This window comes from Streptomyces sp. NPDC088910 (assembly GCF_044749865.1).
Lineage (GTDB): Bacteria > Actinomycetota > Actinomycetes > Streptomycetales > Streptomycetaceae > Actinacidiphila.
This window is the reverse complement of the sequence record NZ_JBIVIV010000011.1, coordinates 191456-207529: the sequence shown is the minus strand read 5'-3', so window position 1 is coordinate 207529 and position 16074 is coordinate 191456. Positions and strand designations below refer to the sequence as shown.

General features: G+C 71.8%; 17 protein-coding genes. 15 read left to right on the top strand and 2 right to left on the bottom strand.

All coding sequences use genetic code 11. The features are described 5' to 3' along the window. Window positions 1-52: 52 nt before the first annotated feature. Window positions 53-1093, bottom strand: coding sequence for a Gfo/Idh/MocA family oxidoreductase (locus ACIP4Z_RS25015; protein WP_355339043.1), 1041 nt, complete (start codon window positions 1091-1093; stop codon window positions 53-55). Between the two features lie 131 nt (window positions 1094-1224). Between ACIP4Z_RS25015 and ACIP4Z_RS25010 the strand changes: the two genes are divergently transcribed. The 15 genes from ACIP4Z_RS25010 (at window position 1225) to ACIP4Z_RS24940 (ending at window position 14163) form a co-directional block, all read left to right on the top strand. After that, window positions 1225-2058, top strand: a complete 834-nt coding sequence (locus tag ACIP4Z_RS25010) for a GntR family transcriptional regulator (RefSeq protein WP_401311601.1) — start codon at window positions 1225-1227, stop codon at window positions 2056-2058. Window positions 2059-2275: 217 nt separating this feature from the next. Continuing rightward, on the top strand, window positions 2276-3283 hold the full coding sequence (locus ACIP4Z_RS25005; RefSeq protein ID WP_401311800.1) for a sugar ABC transporter substrate-binding protein: 1008 nt from the start codon (window positions 2276-2278) through the stop codon (window positions 3281-3283). A 41-nt stretch (window positions 3284-3324) separates the two neighbouring features. Further along, window positions 3325-4359 carry an ABC transporter permease gene (locus ACIP4Z_RS25000; RefSeq protein ID WP_401311797.1) on the top strand — a complete coding sequence of 345 codons (1035 nt, stop codon included), beginning with the start codon at window positions 3325-3327 and terminating at the stop codon, window positions 4357-4359. Further along, window positions 4356-5213, top strand: coding sequence for an ATP-binding cassette domain-containing protein (locus ACIP4Z_RS24995; protein ID WP_391163625.1), 858 nt, complete (start codon window positions 4356-4358; stop codon window positions 5211-5213). Before ACIP4Z_RS25000 ends, ACIP4Z_RS24995 begins: the two co-directional genes overlap by 4 nt. Continuing rightward, entirely contained in the window at window positions 5210-6349 is a 1140-nt protein-coding gene (locus tag ACIP4Z_RS24990; RefSeq protein ID WP_355339048.1) for an ROK family glucokinase, read from the top strand. The genes ACIP4Z_RS24995 and ACIP4Z_RS24990 overlap by 4 nt, the downstream gene beginning before the upstream one ends. Beyond that, window positions 6346-6981, top strand: a complete 636-nt coding sequence (locus ACIP4Z_RS24985) for a hypothetical protein (protein ID WP_401311597.1) — start codon at window positions 6346-6348, stop codon at window positions 6979-6981. The genes ACIP4Z_RS24990 and ACIP4Z_RS24985 overlap by 4 nt, the downstream gene beginning before the upstream one ends. A gap of 121 nt (window positions 6982-7102) precedes the next feature. After that, complete coding sequence (locus ACIP4Z_RS24980; protein WP_401311594.1) at window positions 7103-8374, top strand: alpha/beta fold hydrolase; 1272 nt, start codon at window positions 7103-7105, stop codon at window positions 8372-8374. A gap of 147 nt (window positions 8375-8521) precedes the next feature. Next, on the top strand, window positions 8522-9154 hold the full coding sequence (locus ACIP4Z_RS24975) for an MBL fold metallo-hydrolase (protein ID WP_401311591.1): 633 nt from the start codon (window positions 8522-8524) through the stop codon (window positions 9152-9154). Between the two features lie 49 nt (window positions 9155-9203). Beyond that, window positions 9204-9983, top strand: coding sequence for an exodeoxyribonuclease III (locus tag ACIP4Z_RS24970; protein ID WP_355339059.1), 780 nt, complete (start codon window positions 9204-9206; stop codon window positions 9981-9983). 95 nt (window positions 9984-10078) lie between these two features. Next, a complete protein-coding gene (locus ACIP4Z_RS24965) occupies window positions 10079-10519 on the top strand; it encodes a DUF6278 family protein (RefSeq protein WP_355339062.1) in 441 nt (146 codons plus the stop codon). A 175-nt stretch (window positions 10520-10694) separates the two neighbouring features. After that, window positions 10695-10946 carry a TfoX/Sxy family DNA transformation protein gene (locus tag ACIP4Z_RS24960; RefSeq protein ID WP_188285422.1) on the top strand — a complete coding sequence of 84 codons (252 nt, stop codon included), beginning with the start codon at window positions 10695-10697 and terminating at the stop codon, window positions 10944-10946. 8 nt (window positions 10947-10954) lie between these two features. Beyond that, entirely contained in the window at window positions 10955-11698 is a 744-nt protein-coding gene (locus tag ACIP4Z_RS24955; RefSeq protein WP_188285421.1) for an amino acid ABC transporter ATP-binding protein, read from the top strand. Between the two features lie 17 nt (window positions 11699-11715). Beyond that, on the top strand, window positions 11716-12663 hold the full coding sequence (locus tag ACIP4Z_RS24950) for a glutamate ABC transporter substrate-binding protein (protein WP_401311586.1): 948 nt from the start codon (window positions 11716-11718) through the stop codon (window positions 12661-12663). A gap of 16 nt (window positions 12664-12679) precedes the next feature. After that, on the top strand, window positions 12680-13324 hold the full coding sequence (locus ACIP4Z_RS24945) for an ABC transporter permease subunit (protein ID WP_391049513.1): 645 nt from the start codon (window positions 12680-12682) through the stop codon (window positions 13322-13324). Beyond that, entirely contained in the window at window positions 13321-14163 is an 843-nt protein-coding gene (locus tag ACIP4Z_RS24940) for an amino acid ABC transporter permease (protein ID WP_401311582.1), read from the top strand. Before ACIP4Z_RS24945 ends, ACIP4Z_RS24940 begins: the two co-directional genes overlap by 4 nt. 22 nt (window positions 14164-14185) lie before the next feature. Here the strand turns inward: ACIP4Z_RS24940 and ACIP4Z_RS24935 are convergent, their stop codons facing one another. Further along, window positions 14186-15832 (bottom strand): CocE/NonD family hydrolase, encoded by a 1647-nt coding sequence (locus ACIP4Z_RS24935; protein ID WP_355339074.1) that lies wholly within the window; start codon window positions 15830-15832, stop codon window positions 14186-14188. Window positions 15833-16074 lie beyond the last annotated feature (242 nt).

Genomic DNA, 16074 nt, shown 5'->3' with positions numbered 1-16074 from the left:
CACCTCCGGTGTCCCGTGGACCCGCCCCGCGGGCGCCGCCGTCCTGCGAGGCTCATGCCACCACTCCGCTCACGTCGCCCTCACGTACGCGCATGCCCACGTCGGCGACCGTCACCGGACGTCTCTCGCGGCGCGAGACCTCGCACGCCTCGGCGACGAGCAGCGCGCGCAACGCCTCCCGACCCTCGCAGGGATTCGGCTCCAGGCCGCGTACGACGCGCAGGAAGGCGGCCAGTTCGGCCCGGTAGGCGGCGGCAAAACGGTCGAGGAAGCCGGGCCAGGGCGCCGTGGGCAGCGCCGCGACCGCGACCGGCTCCATCGAGCGCAAGGGCGTCCGCGGGCCGACGCCCACCGCGATCTGGTCGTCGGTCCCGGCCAGTTCCATCCGGACGTCGTACCCCGCGCCGTGGTAGCGGGTCGCCGTCGCCGTCGCGAGGACACCGCCCTCCAGGGTGAGCAGCGCCGCCGCGGTGTCGGCGTCGCCCGCCGCGCGGAAGAAGTCGTCGCCGCCGTTGGCGCCCGCCGCGTACACCTCGGTGATCTCCCGGCCGGTGACCCAGCGCAGCACGTCGAAGTCGTGGATGAGGCAGTCGCGGTAGAGGCCGCCGGAGAGCGGGACGTACGCGGCCGGCGGCGGCGCCGGGTCCGAGGTGACGGTGCGCACGGTGTGCAACCGGCCCACCCTGCCCGCCCGTACGGCCTCGCGCGCCGCGCGGTACCCGGCGTCGAAGCGCCGCTGGAAGCCGATCTGGAGCACGGCGCCCGCGGCCTCGACGGCGTCGAGCGCCGCCACCGTACCGGCGAGGTCGAGCGCCACCGGCTTCTCGCAGAAGGCGGGGACACCGGCGCGGGCGGCGCGGGTGATCAGCGCGGCGTGCGACGCGGTGGCGGAGGCGATGACGACGGCGTCCGGCGCGCTGTCGAAGAGCGCGTCCACCGAAAGGGCCGCGCGCCCGCCGACCGACGCGGCGACCTGCCGGGCGCGTACCGCCTCGGTGTCGGCGACCGTCACCTCGTCGACGTCCTCGTGGGCGGCCAGCGTGGCGGCGTGGAAGGAGCCGATCCGCCCGGCGCCGATGAGACCGATCCGCATAGCTGCTACTTGCCCCTTCACCGCGGGAGACGTGCGCGCTGTCCCAACCTCCCGCGCCGCCCGCCCCCTGTCAACGCTTTGTCCGGACATAAGGACTTCCGGTGATCATGGGTGGCCGATACGCTCCCTCCGTGCCCAAGCAGGAGCCCACGCACGCACCCCCGCACGAACCAGGCCGCGAAGCCGTGTCGCCCGGCCGTGGGCGCCCGCAGGCCCGGCCCGTCCACCGCGATCTGCGGCTGGCCGTCGACCGCGCCAGCCCCGTACCGCTGTACTTCCAGCTCGCCCGGCAGCTCGAAGCCGCCATAGAAGAGGGCGCGCTCGCCCCCGGCAGCCTGCTCGGCAACGAGATAGAGCTGGCCGCGCGGCTCGGCCTGTCCCGGCCGACCGTCCGGCAGGCCATCCAGTCGCTGGTCGACAAGGGCCTGTTGGTGCGCCGCCGGGGCGTCGGCACCCAGGTGGTGCACAGCCATGTCGCCCGCCCGCTGGAACTGAGCAGCCTGTACGACGACCTGCTCGCCGCGGGCCGGCACCCGAGCACCCGGGTGCTCGCGAACGCCCGCGGGCCCGCGCCCGCCGCGGTCGCCGCCGCCCTGGGCCTGCCGGAGTCCTGCCAGGTCGCCGTCGTGCACCGGCTGCGCCTCACCCACGGCGAGCCGATGGCGTACCTGTGCAACTACCTCCCCTGCGACCTGCTGGAACCGGCCACCGGCGAGCTGGAGACCAACGGTCTGTACGCGCTGATGCGGCACCACGGCATCACCCTGCACAGCGCGGAGCAGACCGTGGGGGCCCGCGCGGCCACGGCCGAGGAGAGCCGGCTGCTGGCCGAGCCGCCGGGCGCGGCGCTGCTGACGATGCAGCGCACCACGTACGACGACCGGGGCCGCGCGATCGAGTTCGGCTCCCATCTGTACCGGGCCTCGCGCTACACCTTCGAGTTCCGGCTGCTGGTCAGAGCCTGAGGCAGGACCGGTGCGAAGACGCCCGCCGACCGCGTACGGACCCCCTCGCCGACTCCGGGAAGGCACCCTCTACCGCACCCCCGCCAACCCGCCGCACCGGCCCGCCGGGCATCGCGCCGTACCCCTTGACGGATACTTGGGCCGCCGGGATGGTCGCTCGCAACACTCTCATCCCGGCAGTAACAGGAACCGCAGGGAAAGGCAGGGCCTCGTGGCGATGGCAAGGGCGGGAACACGGGTGGTGGGCGCGCTGACGGCGGCGGTGCTCGGCGCGGTCTGCCTGGCCGGGTGCAGCAGCACCGGCGGCAAGCGCGCGGAGGACCGGGCCAAGCAGGCCGCGGCCAACGGCTCCGCCGTCAACACCCCGCACTGGACCTTCGCGATGGTCACCCACTCCGGCGCGGGCGACACCTTCTGGGACATCGTCCAGAGCGGCGCCAAGCAGGCCGCCGACAAGGACAACATCAAGTTCCTCTACTCCAACAGCGACCAGGCCAACGAGCAGTCGCAGCTCGTCCAGGCCGCCATCGACCAGCACGTGGACGGGCTGATCGTCACGCTCGCCAAGCCCGACGCGATGAAGGCCGTCGTGCTCAAGGCGGAGAAGGCCGGTATCCCGGTCATCACGATCAACTCCGGCTCGCAGGAGTCCAAGGAATTCGGCACGCTCGGCCACATCGGCCAGGACGAGACCATCGCGGGCCGCGCGGTCGGCGACGAGCTGAACAAGCGCGGCAGGAAGCACGCCCTGTGCGTGCTCCACGAGCAGGGCAACGTCGGCCACGAGCAGCGCTGCGCGGGCGCCAAGGCCACCTTCTCCGGGACGATGGACAACCTCTACGTCGACGGCACGAACATGCCCGACGTGCAGTCCGCCGTCCAGGCCAAGCTCCAGGCCGACAAGAGCATCGACTCCGTCGTCACCCTCGGCGCGCCCTTCGCGGCCACCGCGGTCAAGGCCAAGGACCAGGCGGGCTCCTCCGCCGAGGTCGACACCTTCGACCTGAACGCGCAGGTCGCCGCCTCCCTCAAGGCGGGCACCATCGGCTTCGCGGTCGACCAGCAGCCGTACCTCCAGGGCTACGAGGCGATCGACCTGCTGTGGCTGTACCGCTACAACGGCGACACCCTCGGCGGCGGCCAGCCCGTCCTGACCGGGCCGCAGATCGTCACCAAGGACGACGCGGAAGCCCTGCTGTCGTACACCAAGCGGGGCACCCGTTGAGCGGGCAGAGCACGCGCACCCCGGACGGCGGCGCCCCCGACCTGCTGGTGAGCCCGGTGGACGACGAGCGGCTGGCGCCGAGATCCGTCGTGCGCGCCCTGCTGGCCAGGCCCGAGCTGGGCTCCGTCGTCGGCGCGGTCGCCGTCTTCGTCTTCTTCTCCGTCGTGGCCGACGCCTTCCTGCGGCCGTCCAGCCTCGGCACGGTGCTGTACGCGTCCTCCACGATCGGCATCATGGCCGTCCCCGTGGCGCTGCTGATGATCGGCGGCGAGTTCGACCTGTCGGCCGGTGTCCTGGTGACCAGCTCCGCGCTGGTCTCCTCGATGTTCAGCTACCAGATGACCGCGAACGTCTGGGTCGGCGTCGGGGTGTCGCTGCTGGTCACCCTCGCCATCGGCTTCTTCAACGGCATCCTGCTCGTGCGCACCAAACTGCCCAGCTTCATCATCACGCTGGGCACCTTCCTGATGCTCACCGGCCTCAATCTGGGCTTCACCAAGCTCATCAGCGGCACCGTCTCCACCAAGACGATCGCCGACATGGAGGGCTTCCCGACCGCCCGCGACCTGTTCGCCTCGCACTGGACGATCGGCTCCGTCGACCTCCAGGTCACCATCTTGTGGTGGCTCGGCCTGGTCGCCGTGGCCACCTGGGTGCTGCTGCGCACCCGCGCGGGGAACTGGATCTTCGCCGCGGGCGGCAACGCTGACGCGGCCCGCGCGGTCGGCGTCCCCGTCGCCCGTACCAAGATCGGCCTGTACATGGCGGTCGCCTTCTGCGCCTGGATCTCGGGACAGCACCTGCTGTTCTCGTTCGACGTGGTGCAGTCGGGCGAGGGCGTCGGCAACGAATTCCTGTACATCATCGCGGCCGTCATCGGCGGCTGCCTGATGACCGGCGGATACGGCAGCGCCATCGGCTCGGCGGTCGGCGCGTTCATCTTCGGCATGACCAACAAGGGCATCGTGTACGCCCAGTGGAATCCGGACTGGTTCAAGTTCTTCCTCGGCGCGATGCTGCTGCTCGCGACGCTGCTGAACGCCTGGGTCCGCAAGCGGGCGGAGGCCGCGGCATGAGCGCAGAACCCGTCCTCGACAAGGTCCCCGCGCCCGCCGGCGCCCCGCTGGTCGAGCTGACCGACGTCTCCAAGTCGTACGGGAACGTCCGCGCGCTGCGGGACGTCTCCCTCGAAGTGCGCGCGGGCGAGATCACCTGCGTCCTCGGCGACAACGGCGCGGGCAAGTCCACCCTCATCAAGATCATCGCCGGGCTGCACCAGCACGACACGGGCCGCTACGCCATCGAGGGCGAGGACGTACGGCACAGCTCGCCGCGCGAGGCGCTCGACCGCGGCATCGCCACCGTCTACCAGGACCTGGCGGTGGTCCCCCTGATGCCGGTCTGGCGGAATTTCTTCCTCGGCTCCGAGCCCACCCTCGGCCGCGGCCCGCTGCGCAGGCTCGACGTGGCCGCCATGCGCGCCACCACCCACCAGGCGCTGCTGCGGATGGGCATCGACCTGCGCGACGTCGACCAGCCGATCGGCACCCTGTCCGGCGGCGAGCGCCAGTGCGTGGCCATCGCCCGCGCCGTGCACTTCGGCGCGAAGGTGCTGGTCCTGGACGAGCCGACGGCCGCCCTCGGCGTCAAGCAGTCGGGTGTGGTGCTGAAATACGTGGCCGCCGCGCGCGACGCGGGGCTCGGTGTGGTACTCATCACGCACAATCCGCACCACGCGTATCTGGTCGGTGACCGGTTCATTCTGCTCAAGCGAGGCGCGATGTCGGGCAGCCACCTGAAGAAGGACATTACGCTGGACGAGCTGACCCGAGAGATGGCCGGGGGCAGCGAGCTGGACGAGCTGACCCACGAACTGATGCGCCGGACGACCACCACACCACCGGCGACCGACCCGGAGACCTCCGCTTGAGTGCCAATCGTGAACGTGTGTACCGCGGCGGCGCCGCCAGGGCGACGGTGCTCCAGACCGTCGGCCGCCGCGAGAGGCGCTCGCATCTGACCGCGCCCCGCGTCCCCACCGTCGGTATCGACATCGGCGGCACCAAGGTGATGGCCGGGGTGGTCGACGCGGACGGGGTGATCCTGGAGAAGATCCGCACCGAGACGCCCGACAAGTCCAAGAGCCCCAAGGTCGTCGAGGACACCATCGTCGAGCTGGTCCTGGACCTGTCGGAGCGGCACGACGTGCACGCGGTCGGCATCGGGGCGGCGGGCTGGGTCGACGCCGACCGCTCGCGGGTGCTCTTCGCCCCGCACCTGTCCTGGCGCGACGAGCCGCTGCGCGACCGGCTCGCCGAGCGCCTGCTGGTCCCCGTCATGGTCGACAACGACGCGAACACCGCGGCCTGGGCCGAGTGGCGCTTCGGCGCCGGGCGCGGCGAGGCCGACCTGGTGATGATCACCCTCGGCACCGGCATCGGCGGCGCGATCCTGGAGGACGGCCAGGTCAAGAGGGGCCGCTACGGCGTCGCGGGCGAGTTCGGCCACATGCAGGTGGTGCAGGGCGGTCACCGCTGCGCCTGCGGCAACCGCGGCTGCTGGGAGCAGTACAGCTCGGGGAACGCGCTGGTCAGGGAGGCCCGCGAGATGGCCGCCGCGGATTCCCCGGTCGCCTACGGGATCATCGACCGGGTCGGCGGCAGCATCAGCGAGATCACCGGACCGCTGATCACCGAGCTGGCCCGCGAGGGCGACGCGATGTGCGTCGAGCTGTTCCAGGACATCGGCCAGTGGCTGGGCATCGGCATCGCCAACCTCGCCGCCGCCCTCGACCCGTCCTGCTTCGTCATCGGCGGCGGCGTCAGCGCCGCCGACGACCTGCTGATCAACCCGGCCAGGGACGCCTTCCGGCGCAATCTCACCGGCCGCGGCTACCGGCCGGAGGCGCGGATCGCCAAGGCCGAGCTGGGCCCCGAGGCCGGTATGGTCGGCGCCGCCGACCTGGCCCGGCTGGTCGCCCGCCGCTTCCGCCGCGCCACCCGCCGCCGCGTCGAGCGGTACGAACGCTACGGCCGGGTCTACGGACGGCAGGGAGCCCAGTCGTGACCACCACACCCTTCGACCAGGACACCCTGGAGCCGGGCCCCGAGCCCAACGGGGGACCGCCCGCGGACGGCGACGCGGGCCGGGCGCGGCTCGCACCGCCGCCGCGGAACCCGCCGCGCTGGGTCCGCTGGACCGTCGTCCCGCTGCTCGTCCTCGTACCGATCGGGTACGTGCTGATCTCCGCCGAGCAGAGCCGGGACAGCGGGGTCACCAAGCAGAAGGAGGCGGCCCTCAGCCATCTGGAGCTGGCCGTTCCGACCATCCTCCAGCGGCAGATATACCAACTGCCCTTCCCCGACGGCACCACGGGCCCCGGCTACCTGGAGACCAACTCCTGGGACACCAGCGCGCTGTACGTCCAGTTCACCACCACCTCCGGCGGCCTGGACACCTTCCTCGCGCAGGTCGGCAGCGCCCGGAACGTGCTGCGCGGGGGCAAGGACGCGATCACCGCCGCGCAGGCCAGGACGGCGGGCTGGGACTTCCTCACCGGCCGCACGTATGTGGGCATCAGCATGCACCAGGCCGGCGACAAACCGGACCGCAACATCGTGGTGGACCTCACCGACCCGGACGTCCCCACGGTGTACGCGGTCTCCACCGTCAACTTCCGGCACGGCTTCAAGGGATGACGGCGGCGGGGCGCCGATGTCAGGGGCGATGACAACGATGGCCCATGACAGTCCTCGCGGGCCCGCGGAAGCGGGCCACTCGGATTTCGGAAGCACACACTCCACTCGGTAGCGTGAGGCGATGAGCGACTCGACCGACGGCGATCTGGACCCGCGGCCCCCCCTTCAGCACCGCTTCGACGGCCCGGCCGACGCCCCCGTCCTGATCCTGGGCCCGGCCCTCGGCGCCACCTGGCACATGTGGGACCGGCAGCTCCCGGCGCTCACCGAGCAGTGGCGGGTGCTGCGCTACGAGCTGCCGGGCCACGGCGGCGCGCCCGCGCACCCCGCGGCCTCGGTCGACGACCTGGCCGCCCGGCTGCTCGCCGTCCTGGACGACGAGGGCGTCGACACCTTCGGCTACGCGGGCTGCTCGCTCGGCGCCGCCATCGGCGCCCGGCTCGCGCTGCTGCGCCCCGACCGGGTCGCCGCCCTCGCCCTGGTCTCGGCCGCCGCGCGGTACGCCACCGCCGACGTGTGGCGGCAGCGCGGCGTCGTGGTCCGCGCCAACGGCCTGGACCGCACGGCGCTGGCCAGCCCCGAGCGCTGGTTCACCGGCCCCTTCCTCGCCACCCAGCCCGCGATCACCGACTGGGCCGTGCAGATGGTCAGGACCACCGACGCGGACTGCTACATCGCCGGGTGCGAGGCGCTGGCCGCCTTCGACATCCGGGACGCGCTCGGCAGCATCAAGGTGCCGACGCTGGTGGTGGCGGGCGCCGACGACACCGAGACCCCGCCCGCCGACGCCCGGCTGCTGGTCGCCGGAATACCGGACGCCCGGCTCGCGGTCGTCCCGGCCACCGGCCACCTGGCGCCCGTCGAGGAGCCCGTGGCCGTCGGCGACCTGCTGGCGACGCACTTCGGCAGCGTGTGGACCGAGCCGGTGTCCGTGTCGACCGGCTCCGTCGCCGTACCCCCGGCCCCCGTCGTACCGCCGCAGGCCGTCGCCGCGCCGCCCGCCGCGGTGGCGCCCGACACGTACGAGGAAGGGCTGCGGATACGGCGCGAGGTGATCGGTGACGCGGAGGTCGACCAGGCGCTGGCCCGCGCCGAGGGCTTCGGCGCCGACTTCGACAGCTTCCTGACCCGCTACGCCTGGGGCGAGGTCTGGTCGCGGCCCGGCCTCGACCGGCGCACCAGGAGCTGCGTGACGCTGACCGCGCTGACCGCCACCGGCAGGCTGGAGGAGCTGGCCGACCACACCAGGGCGGCGCTGCGCAACGGCCTGACCCCGGCGGAGATCGAGGAGGTCCTGCTGCACACCGCGCTCTACTGCGGCCTGCCCGCCGCCAGGGCCGCGGTGGACACCGCGCGTACGGTGATCCGGCAGGAGACCGGGGCGCACCCGTAGCAAGATGGAGGCGTACCGGAAAACGCCCAGCACGAAGACCCAGCATCCGAAACGCCCAGCATCCGAGAACCCCAGCACCCCAGCACCCCAGCACCCCAGCACCCGAGTACCAGAGAAGCCCAGAACGCGCTGCCGAGGACGGACCCTGTGAAGCTCACGAAGAAGCGCCACGCCTGCATCCGGCTGGAGAAGGACGGGCGCACGCTCGTCATCGATCCGGGCACCTTCAGCGAGGAGGACGCGGCGGTCGGCGCCGACGTCATCCTGGTCACGCACGAGCACCTGGACCACTTCAACGCCGACCGGCTGCGCGCCGGGCTCGAAGCCAATCCGGGCGCGGAGCTGTGGACCCTGCGCGCGGTGGCCGACGAGGTCTCCGCGGCCTTCCCCGGCCGCGTGCACACCGTCGGCGACGGCGACACCTTCACCGCCGCGGGCTTCGACGTCCAGGTGCACGGCGAGCTGCACGCCGTGATCCACCCGGACATCCCGCGGATCACCAACGTCGGCTACCTGATCGACGGTTCGCTCTTCCACCCCGGTGACGCGCTGACCCTGCCGGGCGCCGCCGTGGACACCCTGCTGCTGCCCGTGCAGGCCCCCTGGAGCAAGATCTCCGAGGTCATCGACTACGTCCGCGAGGTCAAGCCGCGCCGCGCCATCGACGTGCACGACGCGCTGCTGACCGACCTGGCCCGGCCGATCTACGACACGCAGATCGGCGGCCTCGGCGGCGCCGACCACGTACGGCTGGCGCCCGGCGACAGCACGCAGGCGTAGCAGCGCCGCCACCGGGTCACTGTCGGACCCACCGGTTAGGTTGGGGAGCATGCGCATCGCGACCTGGAACATCAACTCGATCACCGCCCGCCTTCCGCGGCTGCTCGCCTGGCTGGAGAGCAGCGGCACCGACGTCCTGTGCCTCCAGGAGACCAAGTGCACCGCCGAGCAGTTCCCGCGCGACGAGCTGCGCGAGCTGGGGTACGAGTCGGCGGTGCACGCCACCGGCAGGTGGAACGGGGTGGCGCTGGTCTCCCGCGTGGGCCTGGAGGACGTGGTCGAGGGCCTGCCCGGCGGACCCGACTGGGAGGGCGTGCACGAGCCGCGTTCGGTCTCCGCGACCTGCGGCGCGGTCCGTCTCTGGTCGGTCTACGTGCCCAACGGCCGTGAGGTCGACCACCCGCACTACGCGTACAAGCTCCAGTGGTTCGAGGCGCTGCGCGCCGCCGTCGCGCAGGACGCGGCCGGTCCGCGGCCCTTCGCGGTGCTCGGCGACTTCAATGTCGCGCCGGTGGACGAGGACGTGTGGGACCTGTCGGTCTTCGAGGGCCAGACGCATGTCACCGCCCCCGAGCGCGCCGCGCTGGCCGCCCTGCGCGAGACCGGCCTCACCGATGTGATGCCGCGCCCGCTGAAGTACGACCGCCCGTACACGTACTGGGACTACCGGCAGCTCGCCTTCCCCAAGAACCGCGGCATGCGGATCGACCTGGTGTACGGGAACGAGCCGTTCGCCAAGGCCGTCGGCGACGCGTACGTTGACCGCGAGGAGCGCAAGGGCAAGGGCGCCTCCGACCACGCGCCGGTCGTGGTGGACCTGGAGGTCTGACCGGGGGCCGCCGCGGCGCGCGGGGGCGCTCCGGCGGCCGGTCCCGGCACGCGCGCCTGTGGTCGCGGCGGCACGGCAGGTGCGACGCTGACCGCATGGACATCCCCCTGATCGGCAAGTGGCGCAGAAGACACGGCGTCGCCCGCGGTTTCGCCGTGTACACCGACGGCGCCCCCGACGCGACCGGCGTCGCGGAACTGCTCGGCGAGTGCGAACTGCTGCGCGCCCGCGCCGCCGACGACGGGGTGGACCTGGACGACACCCCCGAATCGCTCGCCGCCCTCGACCAGTTGGCGCCGAGCTGGCGGGACGACGAAGAGGTGCTGTCGGACCTCGGCAACGACGCGGGTCTCTACCTCGGCACCGTCATGGTGCTCACGGTCCCCGACGCGGCGTGGGAGATCCTGCCCAACGGCCAGCCCGTGGTGCGGCTCGCGTCCGGCCGCGAGATCGACACCGTGGCGATCGGCCACGCCTGGGCCGAGAGCGGCAGCCCCGAACTGTCCCAGGTGCTCGCGGAGTCGTCGGAAGACTGAGCCCGTACGGCGGTGCGGCTGTCACCCGATCCAGTGGTCATCACCACACAGTGGGGTGCGGTCCAGGGCGTGTCACCACGCGATGGCCGCGCAGGGCACTAGAGGACGTGCATGATGGCGCCGAAGGTCCCCCTTTTCGCACCAGTCCCCACCAGCTCGGTACCGGAGGCACGACGTGGACTCCCTTCAGCAGCTCCCGAACATCGGGTCGGTCCTGGCCGACCGCCTGCGCCGCGCGGGCGTCGACGACGCGGGCGAACTGCGACGGCTGGGCTCCGGCCGCGCCTTCGAGAAGATCCGGCCCGAACTGCCGGAAGACGCCTGCACGCACACGCTGCTCGCGCTGGAGGGCGCGCTGCGCGGCATGCGCTGGACCGCGATCCCGCAGACCGAACGCGACACCCTCGTCCATCGCGTGCTGGGCTGAGCGCGCGGATGACCCGGGAACCCCTGATCGTCCTGCGCGGAGTCAACAAGCACTTCGGCCCGCTGCACGTGCTCAAGGACATCGATCTGACCATCGGCCGCGGCGAGGTCGTCGTGATCATCGGTCCCTCGGGTTCCGGGAAGTCCACGCTGTGCCGGGCCATCAACCGCCTCGAACCCGTGGAGTCGGGCACGATCACCATCGACGGCGTGCCGCTGCCCGCCGAGGGCCGCGAGCTGGCCCGGCTCCGCGCCGATGTCGGCATGGTCTTCCAGTCCTTCAACCTCTTCGCGCACAAGACCGTCCTGCAGAACGTGATGCTCGCGCCGGTCAAGGTGCGCGGCCGGGGCAAGGCCGAGTCGGAGCGGCAGGCCCGCGAACTGCTGGACCGGGTGGGCCTGGTGGGGCACGAGGACAAGTTCCCCGCGCAGATGTCCGGCGGCCAGCAGCAGCGGGTGGCCATCGCCCGCGCACTGGCCATGAACCCCAAGGCGATGCTCTTCGACGAGCCCACCTCGGCCCTCGACCCCGAGATGATCAACGAGGTGCTGGAAGTGATGCGGCAGCTCGCCGAGGAGGGCATGACCATGGTCGTGGTCACCCACGAGATGGGCTTCGCCCGGTCCGCCGCGCACCGGGTGGTCTTCATGGCGGACGGCCGGATCGTCGAGGACCGGGTGCCGGAGGAGTTCTTCACCGCGCCGCGCAGCGAGCGCGCCAAGGACTTCCTCTCCAAGATCCTGCACCACTGATCAGCACCTGGACCGCCATGCGACGCACTCACCGGCCCGCCCGCCCGGCGCGCCCGGCGGCCGTGGCCCGTCTCGCGGCGCTGGCCGCGGTGACCGGGCTGGCCGCGCTGACCGCTGTGACCGGCTGCGGCAAGCAGGGCAGCCCGCCCGCCAAGGGCCCCCGCGCCGACGCCCTGCCCGCCTACCGGGTCAACCGCGCCTTCTCGCTGCCCGCCTCCGCCACCTGGTCGGCCGCCCACCGGCGCGGCAGGCTCGTGGTCGGCGTCAAGGACGACCAGCCGTATCTCGGCGAGCGCGACCCGGCCACCGGCACGTACTCCGGTTTCGACATCGAGATCGCCAAGATGATGGCCGCCTCGCTCGGTTTCGCGGCCGACCGCGTGCAGTACAAGCCGATCGCCTCCGCCAACCGGGAGACCGCCCTGAGCAACGGCCAGATCGACTACTACGTGGGCACGTACACCATCAACGCGCTGCGCAAGAAGCAGGTCGGCTTCGCGGGCCCGTACTACATGGCCGGGCAGGGCCTGCTGGTGCGCAAGGACGAGAAGGACATCAACGGGCCGCAGGACCTGAAGGGCAAGAAGGTCTGCTCGGCGGCCGGTTCCACCCCGATCCAGCGGATCGAGCGCGACTACCCCGACGCCACGCCGGTCACGTACGACACGTACTCGGTGTGCGTGGACAATCTGCTGACCTACCAGGTCGACGCGGTCACCACCGACGACTCGATCCTGCTGGGCTACGCGGCCAAGGCGCCGAACGAGATGAAGCTGGTCGGCAAGCCGTTCTCGAAGGAGCCGTACGGCATCGGACTGGCCAAGGGCGACACGGCGCTGCGGGGCGCGCTGGACGACGCGATCGTGGCGCACGAGCGCGACGGCGACTGGAAGAAGGCGTACGCGGCGACGCTGGGTCTGTCCGGGGTCCCGGCGCCCGTACCGCCGCCGGTCGACCGGTACTGAGGGGGAGACACACCGCGTGAACGTCCTGACCGATAACTACTCGCTCTTCGGCAAGGGCCTGTGGGGCACCGTCCAGCTCACCCTGCTGGCCGGGGCGCTCTCGCTCGTCGTCGGGGTGATCGTCGCCGGATTCCGGGTGTCGCCCGTCAAAGCGCTCCGGGCGTTCGGCACCGCCTGGGTGACGGTGCTGCGCAACACCCCGCTGACGCTGCTGTTCTTCGCGGTGCTGCTCGGCCTGCCGCGCTTCGGACTGGTGCTGCCCTTCCGGGTGTTCGCGATCCTGGCGCTGGGCGCGTACACCTCGGCGTTCATCTGCGAGGCGGTCAGGGCCGGGATCAACACCGTGCCGCTCGGCCAGGGCGAGGCGGCCCGCAGCCTGGGCATGACCTTCACGCAGACGCTGAGCCTGGTGGTGCTGCCGCAGGCCGCCCGCGCGGTGATCTCGCCGATCGGCTCCACGCTGATCGCTCTGGCCAAGAACTCCGCCATCGCCGGGTCCTTCTCGGTCACCGAACTGCTCGGCACGTACAAGCCGCTCAACGAACTGGGCTACAGCATCGTGTGGACCTTCGTCTGGATCGCCGTCGGCTATCTGATCGTCACGTTGACCATCAGCGCGGTCTTCACCGTGCTGGAGCGGAAGCTGGGGGTCGCGCGATGAGCGGAAGCAGCGCGCTGTACGACATTCCGGGGCCCAAGGCGCTGGCCAGGCACCGGCTGTACGCGTGGCTCACCACGGCGGTGCTCGCGGCGCTGGTCGGCTTCGTCGTCTACAAGCTGGTGGACACCGGGCAGTTCTCCGCCGTGAAGTGGCGGCCCTTCGCCTACGCGGGCATCCAGCGGCTGTTGCTCAAGGGCCTGGCCAACACGCTGAAGGCGTTCGCCTGGGCGGCGGTCCTCTCGCTGGTCTTCGGCGCGGTCTTCGCCGCCGGACGGCTCTCGGACCACCGGCCGGTGCGCTGGTTCAGCACGCTGGTGGTGGAGTTCTTCCGCGCGATGCCGCTGCTGGTGATGATCTTCTTCATCTTCATCGCCCTCAAGCTGGAGCCGATGACGGCCCTGGTCATCGGCCTGACGCTGTACAACGGCTCGGTGCTCGCCGAGGTGTTCAGGGCCGGTGTCAACTCCGTGCCGCGCGGCCAGGGCGAGGCCGCCTTCGCGCTCGGGATGCGCAAGACGCAGGTGATGGCGCAGGTGCTGGTGCCGCAGGCGGCCCGCGCGATGCTGCCCGCGATCGTCAGCCAGCTCGTGGTGGCCCTCAAGGACACCTCGCTCGGCTACCTCATCACCTACGAGGAGTTCCTGTACGCGGGCAAGCTGATCGCCACCAACCTCGACTACGACCTGCCCTTCATCCCGGTCGTGATGGTGATCGCGCCGATCTACATCGGCATGTGCATGCTGCTGTCGTGGTTCGCCAACTGGCTGGCGCGCCGTGAACGGCACAGCCCCAAGGTCAAGGACGTGCCGGTCACGGTCGCCACACCGCCGGAGATCTGAGCCCGACGTCCCGCTCAGCGGTTCACCTGTCGTCGAACGGGACCGACAGCGTCGAGGGGTCGCCGGCCGGGGAGGAGAAGCCCACCGTCGCGAACGCCGGATTCTCCCCGATGTAGAGCGGGTCGACGGTGTCGACGACCAGCGCGAGCCGGTGCCCGGCCGGTACGTCGTACGCCGTCGCCTGGAGCGCGATGTCGGTGCCGAACGCCTTCCCCGGCGTCTTCCCGATCCAGGTGTACGGCGCGTGCGCGACGAGCTTGCCGGTGCCGAGCGCGTCCACGTCGTAGAGGTACGCGATCACCGTGCCGTTGGCCGCGGACGGGGTGAGCGTGGTGTGCAGCACGCTCGTGCCGCGCACGTGCTGGGCGGTGGCGTACGGCTGCGACTGCCACACCCCGGCGAAGGCGCGCGGCAGCAGCGGGATCGACGCGGTGGGCGGGGCCTTGGCGAACTGGTCGAGCAGGCTGGACAGGAAGATGACGCCGCCGTCTGCGCCGGAGTCCACGCCGGTGCCGATCGTGGTGTGCCAGCCGGTGCCCGCGTCGCCGCCGAGCGCCCCGGTGCGCGCGCCCTTGGCGCCCAGCGCCAGCTTCTCGGTCCGCGACGGCACCGAGGACCAGTCGGCGTACCCCTCGTAGGCCCCGGTGGAGCGGGAGGTGAGCTGGACCGGCGGCTGGCGGTCGATCCCGTTGTCGGTGCCCTTCAGATAGTGGTCGAGCCAGGCGCGGGCGTCGGTCCAGGTGTCGTTGGGCAGCCCGAGCAGTCCGGTCGCCTCCGCCGTGGCGTGGTCGCCGGGCCGGAACTCCAGCCGCTTGGGGCCGGTCAGCCTCTCGTAGAAGTCCGCGTACTGGTTGGGCGGGAAGAGGCTGTCGCCCCAGGCGTTGGCGAGCATGACGGCGGTGTGGTTGGCGTTGAGCCGGTCCACGTAGGTCAGCGGGGAGCGGAGCTTCGCCCAGGCGATCATGGTGTCCTCCGACGCCAGATTCGCGCTGAGGAAATTGGCGAGGATCGACTGGAGTTCGGCGCTGGGGCGGCCGGTCAGATACGCGGAGCCGCCGAGCAGGGCCGCCGCCTGGAGGTGCGGGGTGCGGCCCTGGTAGATCGACTCGACGAGGTCGGCCCAGCCGCTGAGCGCGGCCACCGCCTTGATCCGCGGGTCGTGCGCCGCCCCCAGCAGCCCGATCCCGGCGCCGTACGAGACACCGGCCATGCCGATCCGCGCCGGGTCCGCCGGGGTGTTGGCGAGGGTCCAGTCGATGACCTTCGAGACGTCGGCGACGTCCGGCGGGCCCGCGGTCTCGATCTCGCCGCCGGAGAGCCAGAAGCCGCGGCTGGTGTAACTGACCACGACATAGCCGGAGTCGGCGAGCAGTTTCTCCTGGGCGAGGTACTCCAGGTCGTTGATCGCCCAACTGCTGGGCAGGACGACGACGGGGTAGCGCTGCGAGCCGTCGTAGCCGCCGGGGGTGTAGACGTTCGCCTTGAGGGTGATGCCGCCGGAGCCGGGGATGTCGACGAAGCGCAGGGCCGACGCGGCGGCCGGGGCCGCGGCGGCGGACACCTTCGGCACGGGGGCGGGGGCGGGGGCCGCGGTCGCGGCGGGGGCGAGGCCGAGGGCCGTGGAGGCGAGCAGCGCCGCGCCGACGACACCCGCTGTGGTTGCTCTCATGGACTGCTCCTGACACGCCGGATGCGAAGTGACTGGAGAGTAACCACGCGGGCTTACCGAAGGTAACTCGCGTGCATGTTACGCACGGGTAACGATTGATGGGGAAGGTGCGACACCAGGGGCGCGACAGACCGCGCCGCCGCCCCGTTTGTCCGGCCCCGGGCCGGGCAGCCGCACCGCGGGGGGACAGCGGCCGAACGCGGGGGAAAGCAGGAAGAGCGGCACGCACGGGAGCGGGTGGC

Excerpts from the sequence above, each read along its gene's own strand:
- ACIP4Z_RS25005 (WP_401311800.1), top strand. The coding sequence starts at position 2,276 with ATGGCAAGGGCGGGAACACGGGTGGTGGGCGCGCTGACGGCGGCGGTG.
- ACIP4Z_RS24955 (WP_188285421.1), top strand. The coding sequence starts at position 10,955 with ATGACCCGGGAACCCCTGATCGTCCTGCGCGGAGTCAACAAGCACTTC.
- ACIP4Z_RS25015 (WP_355339043.1), bottom strand. The coding sequence starts at position 1,093 with ATGCGGATCGGTCTCATCGGCGCCGGGCGGATCGGCTCCTTCCACGCC.
- ACIP4Z_RS24950 (WP_401311586.1), top strand. The coding sequence starts at position 11,716 with ATGCGACGCACTCACCGGCCCGCCCGCCCGGCGCGCCCGGCGGCCGTG.
- ACIP4Z_RS24995 (WP_391163625.1), top strand. The coding sequence starts at position 4,356 with ATGAGCGCAGAACCCGTCCTCGACAAGGTCCCCGCGCCCGCCGGCGCC.
- ACIP4Z_RS24965 (WP_355339062.1), top strand. The coding sequence starts at position 10,079 with ATGGACATCCCCCTGATCGGCAAGTGGCGCAGAAGACACGGCGTCGCC.
- ACIP4Z_RS24970 (WP_355339059.1), top strand. The coding sequence starts at position 9,204 with ATGCGCATCGCGACCTGGAACATCAACTCGATCACCGCCCGCCTTCCG.
- ACIP4Z_RS24935 (WP_355339074.1), bottom strand. The coding sequence starts at position 15,832 with ATGAGAGCAACCACAGCGGGTGTCGTCGGCGCGGCGCTGCTCGCCTCC.
- ACIP4Z_RS24980 (WP_401311594.1), top strand. The coding sequence starts at position 7,103 with ATGAGCGACTCGACCGACGGCGATCTGGACCCGCGGCCCCCCCTTCAG.
- ACIP4Z_RS24940 (WP_401311582.1), top strand. The coding sequence starts at position 13,321 with ATGAGCGGAAGCAGCGCGCTGTACGACATTCCGGGGCCCAAGGCGCTG.